The sequence below is a fragment of the Mesorhizobium sp. M1A.F.Ca.IN.020.06.1.1 genome, from assembly GCF_004023265.1.
In the GTDB taxonomy this organism is placed as follows: domain Bacteria; phylum Pseudomonadota; class Alphaproteobacteria; order Rhizobiales; family Rhizobiaceae; genus Mesorhizobium.
On the sequence record NZ_RZSR01000214.1, the window covers coordinates 1 to 7,362 of the forward strand.

Below are 7,362 nucleotides of genomic sequence, written 5' to 3' on the forward strand. Positions count from 1 at the left end.
CCTCTACTTCGTCGAGGGTGACGGCATGGCCATGCGCTACGGCATCGGGGTCGGCCGCGAGGGCTTCGAGTGGCACGGCACCGCCCATATCGCGCTGAAGCGCGAATGGCCGACCTGGACGCCGCCGGCGCCGATGATCAAGCGCCAGCCCGAACTCGCCAAATTCGCGGGCGGCATGGAGCCGGGCCTGAAGAACCCGCTCGGCGCGCGCGCCATGTATCTGTTCAACAAGGGCGGCGACATGGGCTACCGCCTGCATGGCAGCCCGGAGTGGTTCTCCATCGGCAAGGCGATGTCGTCGGGCTGCATCCGCCTGATGAACCAGGACATTATCGATCTCTACGACCGCACTTCGGTCGGCGCCAAGGTCATCGTGATGTGATCACGATGGCCGCGGACAAAAGCTTGCGTGCGCGGACCGTCTAGGCAACAACAAGACGTCCAAAGACAGAAAACCGGGCTGTTGGGGCCCGGTTTTTTGTTTTTGCGGTTGGAGAAAATTCACTCCGCCGAGAAGCTCAGAAACCGCAACAGGCGGCCGGCGGAGCAGAATTATCAGGCGACCTGCTCGACCTGCTGCACTTCCGGAACAAAATGCCGAAGCAGGTTCTGAATGCCGTGCTTCAGCGTCGCCGTCGATGACGGGCAACCGGCACAGGCACCCTTCATGTGCAGGAACACGGTGCCGTTCTCGAAGCCGCGGAAGGTGATGTCGCCACCATCCTGCGCGACCGCCGGGCGCACCCGGGTGTCGAGCAGCTCCTTGATGGTCAGCACCAGCTCCTCATCCGCCTTGTCGTAGAACTCGCCGGCCTGGCCGGCATCGTTGGCCGGGGCCGCCGAAGCCATGACCGGCGCGCCGGACATGAAATGCTCCATGATGGCGCCGAGGATCGCCGGCTTCAGGTGCTGCCAGTCGGGACCGTCCTTGGTCACGGTGATGAAGTCGTAGCCGAAGAAGACGCCGGTGACGCCGGGGATCTCGAACAGCCGGCCGGCCAGCGGCGAAGCCTGCGCGGCGCCTTCGGCGTCGCGGAAGTCGGCGGTGCCGTCGCGCAGCACTTCCTTGCCGGGCAGGAATTTCAGCGTCGCCGGGTTCGGCGTCGATTCGGTCTGGATGAACATGGATATCTCCAGGCCCTTCCGGGCCGATAGTTTGGAATAGTTCTAAATAGGCTCTATCGGCTGGACATTCAAGCGAAACGCGTCGCCCGAACGGCTGGCTGGCGGAATGTTTTTGCCCCGGCGGAGCGCTTCGCCACGGCAAGCCTATCCTCCGACTTCCACGCTGAGTTGTCCACTCGTCTTCTGGATGTTCACCTCGGCGCCGTCCGCCGTGCGCATGAATTCGAGGTCGGCGCTTGCCTCGCCGACCCGCAGCCCGCGAAGCTCGATGCGGCTGACGAAATCGGGCAGTCGCGGCCGCACGATCCGCAGCCTGTTTGCGAAGGCGTCGGGCTCCAGGCCGAGGCAGGTGGTCACCAGGAACGGCACCGCGCCCGCTGCCCATGCCTGCGGGTGGCAGGCCACGGGATAGTGCACCGGCACCTGGAAATCGTTGCGCTGAAAGCCCGCCATCGCCTCCGGCAGCCGGTGATGGCGGAAGTGCATCGCCGCTTCGACAATGGCGGTGAAGGTCCTCAGCGCCGCGCCGTCCTCGCCATACCGCCGGCAGCCGGCCGCCAGCAGCGCATTGTCATGCGGCCAGACGGTGCCGAGATGATATCCGACGGGATTGTAGCGCCGCTCCGCGCTCGAGAGCGTGCGCACGCCCCAGCCGTTGAACATGTCGTCCTGCATCAGCCGCCGCACGGTTCGGCGGCCCTTGCCCCGATCCGCGATACCGCTCCACAGCGCATGGCCCGGGTTGGAGGAAACGACCGCGACCGGGCGGCCGCGCGCCTCGAGCGCCAGCGCGAAAGTGTCCAGGTCCTCGCACCAGAAGTCGCGGTTGAACCGTGTCCGAAGCTTTTCGGCCTCGCCGCGAACCTGCCTGGCGCTGTTGCGCTCGCCAATGCGTTCGTAGAGATCGGCGATGGCATGCTTGGCCGCAAACACATAGCCCTGCACCTCGACCAGCGCGATCGGCGGCCTGGCGATGCTGCCGTCGGTCCTGACGATCGCGTCGGCCGAATCCTTCCACCCCTGGTTGACGAGACCGCTTTCCGAGATGGTCCGGTATTTGACATAGCCTTCGCCATGCCCGTCTCCGGCCTTGGCGATCCAGCCCAAGGCCTTTTCCACCGGCTCCCGCAGTTCGCGGAAGAGCCCCACGTCGCCTGTCCACGCGGCATAGCGGCCGAGAAGCAGCAGGAAGAGCGGGGTCGCGTCGACCGTGCAGTAGAATCTGGCATGTGGGACATTGCCCGCGCGAGCGAGCTCGCCGACGCGCAGCTCATGCAGTATCTTGCCGGGCTGCTCCTCTCGCCATCGATCCGTTCGACGTCCCTGATAGCCGGCTAGAAGGCGCAGCGTCTGGGCGGCGATCTCCGGCTGGAAGGCGAGCATCTCGAGCGCGACGATCAGGCTGTCGCGTCCAAACAGCGCGACGTACCACGGCACGCCGGCTGCGAAATACTCCCTGTTGCCAAGATCCGACCTGAGCACCGCGAGATCGCGCAGCGAACGGTCCATGATGCTGTTGAGCAGCAGGCTGTCGCTGTCGAACTTCGTGTGTTGCTCCAGCCATTTTTCAGTATCCGCCTGAACCGTCCCGGCAAAGCCCTCGAGAGCAAACGCCGGGTGCTGGCTCATTTGCTCGGCCTCCGGCTCTTCCGACAGTTCCCTCAATTCTATGGTGATGGCGATGGTGCGCCTTTCTCCTGGCGAAACATCGAACTGGAACTCGGCCGCGGTTCTGTGCATGGCATCGGGTGCCGGCAAGAAACCGATTGTTGCCGTTCTGCGAACGTGGTCGGCGCCGTGATAGACAAAGTGGAGGCTGCCGTCGCGCCAGGCAGGCCGCTCGCACCTGCCGAGGTTCTTCGGCACCAGTCCGCGCACATTGAAAATGTCCTCGAAGCCGGCGCCGAAGTGCAGGGCCAGCGGAAAGCCATGCGGCTCGTTGCCGAAATTCTGGATGGTCAGAACCTCTCGCACACATGTTTGCTCCGCATCGAGAATGCGCTCCCAGCGGATGCCGAGCTCGTCCTTGGGGATCAGTCGCCCCCCATCGCAATGCAGGTCGGGATTGGCCAGTTCGAAAAGCGCGGCGTAACCTCTTTGCGCGGTCGAGGCCAACACGATCGGCGGCAAACCGCCCAGCGTCATCTCATAGCCGCCGAGGAAACGGCAGTCGTGGAAATAGAGCCCGAAGCCGTGCTCGCCTTTCACCGGTATCTGGGCGTCGGGAGCGAGGATATAGTAGAGATCGAGATTCTTGACCGTAATCGCGCCGGCGATGCTGTCCACCATGGCCGGGTGCCCCTTGGCGAGCACGCGGTGCCTGCGCTCCTGCTGCGCATCAGGCGTCTGCCGGGCTTTTTGCTGTGATCGCGCTGCCTGCGAGCGCGGCTGCACCGGTGATCCAGTCCCAGCGTTTCGCGGCTTTGACGTGCCGCTACGCCCTGCTTTCCGGGTTGATTCGTCCACCGGCGCTCCTTTGGAATGGCGTTTCCGTGACCATTCCAAATGGCGCGCCGCCGACACGGGCCAAGGGCTATGGGCTGGTTGATAACATCGATGTGTATCTGCGGATCGGCGACGTTCCAATCGGGCAGGAGGGGCCTTCCCAATTCAGGCCAGGCTCTCGATTTCCTCGTCGGAGAGGTTCTGCGGCACCACGGTAACCGGGATGGGGAAGGCGGCGCCCCGGCCGGCCACCGCACTCACCAGTGGCCCCGGACCTTCCTTGCCGGCGCCGGCCGCCAGCACCAGGATGGCGATATCCTGGTCTTCCTCGATGAGCTTGTGGATTTCCTCGGTCGGCTTGCCTTCGCGCACCACCAGTTCCGGCTCGATGCCGACCTTCTGGCGCACCTTGCTGGCATAGGTGTCGAGCGCCGCGCGCGCGGTCGCGTTGGCTTCCTCGCGCATGATCTTCTCAACCCCCAGCCAATGCTGGAAATCGTCCGGCTCGATCACATAGAGCAGGACCAGCACGCCGCTGGTGCTCTGTGCGCGCGTCGATGCGTAGGCGACCGCGCGCTCGCATTCCGGCGTATCGTCGATGATCGCCAGGAATTTGCGGCGATGTCCGGCTTCACGGCTGAGGCGTTTGGAAACCATGTCTGTCCGCTAGGTATCAATTCGGCCGCAATCTGCCACCGCCAGGGACCGGCGGCAAGCCGCCGGCCGGTATGGCGATCCCAGTCAACCAGCGAGGACCGATCAGTCCTGCAACAGGCCGATGATGTCGCGCACCGTCTTCATCGTGCCTTCGGCGATCGCGCGGGCGCGCTCGCCGCCGTCCTTGAGCACGGCGTCGACATAGGCGCGGTCGCCCTCGATGCGGCGCATCTCCGAGGCGATCGGCGCGAGCTTTTCGACTGCAAGGTCGGCCAGCGCCGGCTTGAACACGGAAAACTGCTGGCCGCCATATTCCTTCAGCACGTCGGCTTTGGAAATTTCGGCGAGGCCGGCATAGATGCCGACCAGGTTTTCGGCTTCCGGCCGGCTTTCCAGCCCGCCGACTTCACTCGGCAAGGCCTCCGGATCGGTCTTGGCCTTGCGGATCTTCTTCGAGATTGTGTCGGCATCGTCGGTGAGGTTGATGCGCGACAGGTCCGACGGGTCCGACTTCGACATCTTCTTCGAGCCGTCGCGCAGGCTCATGATGCGCGCCGCAGGACCGCCGATCACCGGTTCGGTGATCGGGAAGTAGCCATTGACCGTCTCTTCGCCGAACTGCATCTCGACGCCGACGCCAAGCGCCGCGATCTTCTCCGAGAAGTCGTTGTTGAATTTTTGCGCGATGTCGCGGGTCAATTCCAGATGCTGCTTCTGGTCCTCGCCCACCGGCACATGGGTGGCGCGGTAGAGCAGGATGTCGGCGGCCATCAGGCTCGGATAGGCGAGCAGGCCGAGCGAGGCGTTCTCGCGGTCCTTGCCGGCTTTGTCCTTGAACTGCGTCATCCGGTACATCCAGCCGATGCGCGCCACGCAGTTGAAGATCCAGGCCAACTCGGCGTGCTGGATGACCCGCGACTGATTGAAGACGATGTGCTTCTTGGGGTCGATGCCCGATGCCAGGAAGGCTGCGGTGATCGAGCGCGTCTGGTCGCCAAGGTCCTGGTGCACGAGCTGCGCCGTCAGCGAATGCAGGTCGACGACGCAATAGATGCAGTCGGATTGTTCCTGGAGGGCGACGAATTTCTTGATGGCACCGAGATAGTTGCCCAGATGCAAATTGCCGGTCGGCTGGACGCCCGAGAAGACGAGGGGCTTGAAGGCGGACATGATTTCCTCATGGCTTGTGGAGGGCCGTATACGCATGTTCCAAAAAGTTGCAGACTTTTTGGAGCCAATCATGCGGCTGGAAACCGCGCGCGGCGAAAGTCTTGCGACGGCGGGCTTATGGACGAAGGCGAATGCGGGATCAAGACCGCTGTTGCTGAAAGCCAGCTCGAGTTATTCGTCCAAGCCGGTGTTCGATTTCCGCGGCGCAGATTTCCCCGTGCCGCGCTTCACGTTCCGACGGATCATGCCGAAATCGGCGCCGCCGGTGCCGAAGGCGGTGATGAAGTAGAGCGCAGCCCCTCCGCCGACGAGCGCGAACAGGGTCGTCGCCTTCACCACCAGCGGCGAGCCGGGCCCGAGCCGCGCGGCGAAATAGTGCTCGGCGAAATAGAGCGCGACCGCCATCACAACAGCCGACAGCACCAGCCGGGGAATGCGCTTCAAGAGCGGTATGTCACGACCCCAGTGGCCGCGCTTTATCAACATGCCGAGCAGCAAAGCCGCGTTGACCCAGCCGGCGACGGCCGAGGCGACGGCGATGCCCGGCGCGCCCATCGAAGGAAACAAGCTCAGCGCGGTGGCGACGTTCACGCCGACGGAGATGGCGGCGAAGATCATCGGCGTGCGCGTGTCCTCGCGCGCGAAATAGCCGGGCGTGAAGGCCTTGATCAGCACGAAGGCCGGCAGGCCGAGGCCGAAGATCGCCAGGATCGAGGCGACGATCGGCGTCGAATGGTTGGCGGCGAAGGCGCCGCGCTCATAGACCAGCCGCACGATCGGCTCCGACATCACCCAAAGCGCCGCGGCCGCCGGCAAGGTCATGAACAGCGTGAACTCGACCGAGCGGTTCTGCAGATTGGCCGCCTCGATTAGATTGCCCGATTTCAAAGCACGCGACAGCTCCGGCAGCAGCACGATCGCCACCGCAACGCCGACGACGCCGAGCGGCAGCTGGTAGATGCGATCGGCATAGGCGAGCGATGACACGGCGCTGTTCTGCCCGGAGGCAATCGCCGTGCCGATCAGCTGGTTGATTTGGGTGATGCCGCCGGTAATAGCGGCCGGCAGCGCCAGGATCAGGAGCCGCTTGACGTTCGGCGTCATCTTGGGTCGGCGGAAGCCGATCGAGATGCCGGCATGGCGCACCGCTACCCAGACGATGGCGAGCTGCACGATGCCCGCCGCCAGCACGCCCCAGGATAGGCCGAAGCCGACATCATGCGCGTCGAGCCCATGATACCAGGCATAGGCGAGCACGCTGATCAGGATGATGTTGAGGAAAGCGGGGGCGATGGCCGCGGCGAAATAGCGGCGCAGCGAGTTCAGCATGCCGGCCATCATGGCGCCGAGCGACATGCAGATCAGATAGGGAAACATGATCGTCGCCAGCCGGACGGTCGTCTCGAACTTGCCCGGAATGTCGGCAAAGCCCGGCGCCACCAGATAGCGGACGATCAGCGGCATCGCCAGTTCCATGGCGATGGTGAGCGCCAGAAGCGCCGAGAACAGCACGCCGAACACTTCCTCCGAGAAGCGCTTTGCGCCGTCGGTGCCGTGCGTTTCGATCTCCTTGGCGAACAGCGGCACGAAGGCGGCGTTGAAGGCGCCTTCGGCGAACAGCCGGCGGAAGGTGTTGGGAAACTGGAAGGCGGCGTTGAAGGCGTCGGCGACCGGTCCGGTGCCGAGGGCCGCCGCCATCAGCATCTCGCGGCCGAAACCCAGCGCGCGGCTCATCAGCGTGCCGGAGGCGACGGTGGCGAATTTTTTGACAAGGCTCATGCGGAGGATGACTGCCTGCGGAATTGCGTCAAATGGATGGTGATGATCACTCGGCGGCCGCCGCCTTGGCCTTGCCGTTGCGTTCGGGCGCGTTGCCTTCGAGTGTGTCGATCAGCCGCTTGTGGATCGTGGCCGTGCGCGTCGGGCTGTCGATCTTCTGGCCGGTAAGGTCGGTGACATAGAAGG

General features: G+C 64.3%; 6 protein-coding genes. 1 reads left to right on the forward strand and 5 read right to left on the reverse strand.

The features are described from left to right. Positions 1–382, forward strand: a 382-nt coding sequence (locus tag EOA60_RS12105; protein WP_164899276.1) for a L,D-transpeptidase, incomplete at its 5' end; no start/stop codon positions are given. Between the two features lie 173 nt (positions 383–555). On the opposite strand, the gene EOA60_RS12110 is transcribed toward EOA60_RS12105, so the two are convergent. The 5 genes from EOA60_RS12110 to murJ all read right to left on the reverse strand — a co-directional run bounded on the left by EOA60_RS12110 (position 556) and on the right by murJ (position 7,176). Beyond that, the gene (locus EOA60_RS12110; RefSeq protein WP_067003527.1) at positions 556–1,125 is read right to left on the reverse strand and encodes a NifU family protein; all 570 of its coding nucleotides are present in this window, start codon (positions 1,123–1,125) and stop codon (positions 556–558) included. A gap of 144 nt (positions 1,126–1,269) precedes the next feature. Beyond that, positions 1,270–3,519: a glycogen debranching N-terminal domain-containing protein gene (locus EOA60_RS12115; RefSeq protein ID WP_127335357.1), complete on the reverse strand. Its 2,250-nt coding sequence runs from the start codon at positions 3,517–3,519 to the stop codon at positions 1,270–1,272. 216 nt (positions 3,520–3,735) lie between these two features. Continuing rightward, entirely contained in the window at positions 3,736–4,227 is a 492-nt protein-coding gene (locus tag EOA60_RS12120; protein WP_067003529.1) for a universal stress protein, read from the reverse strand. 102 nt (positions 4,228–4,329) lie between these two features. Beyond that, entirely contained in the window at positions 4,330–5,397 is a 1,068-nt protein-coding gene (trpS, locus tag EOA60_RS12125; protein ID WP_127335356.1) for a tryptophan--tRNA ligase, read from the reverse strand. Between the two features lie 171 nt (positions 5,398–5,568). Then, positions 5,569–7,176, reverse strand: coding sequence for a murein biosynthesis integral membrane protein MurJ (gene murJ / locus EOA60_RS12130; protein ID WP_095824306.1), 1,608 nt, complete (start codon positions 7,174–7,176; stop codon positions 5,569–5,571). Positions 7,177–7,362 lie beyond the last annotated feature (186 nt).

Bases quoted from the DNA above. Each gene is read 5' to 3' on its own strand.
- trpS (WP_127335356.1), bottom strand. From the start codon at position 5,397: ATGTCCGCCTTCAAGCCCCTCGTCTTCTCGGGCGTCCAGCCGACCGGC.
- murJ (WP_095824306.1), bottom strand. From the start codon at position 7,176: ATGAGCCTTGTCAAAAAATTCGCCACCGTCGCCTCCGGCACGCTGATG.
- EOA60_RS12110 (WP_067003527.1), bottom strand. From the start codon at position 1,125: ATGTTCATCCAGACCGAATCGACGCCGAACCCGGCGACGCTGAAATTC.
- EOA60_RS12120 (WP_067003529.1), bottom strand. From the start codon at position 4,227: ATGGTTTCCAAACGCCTCAGCCGTGAAGCCGGACATCGCCGCAAATTC.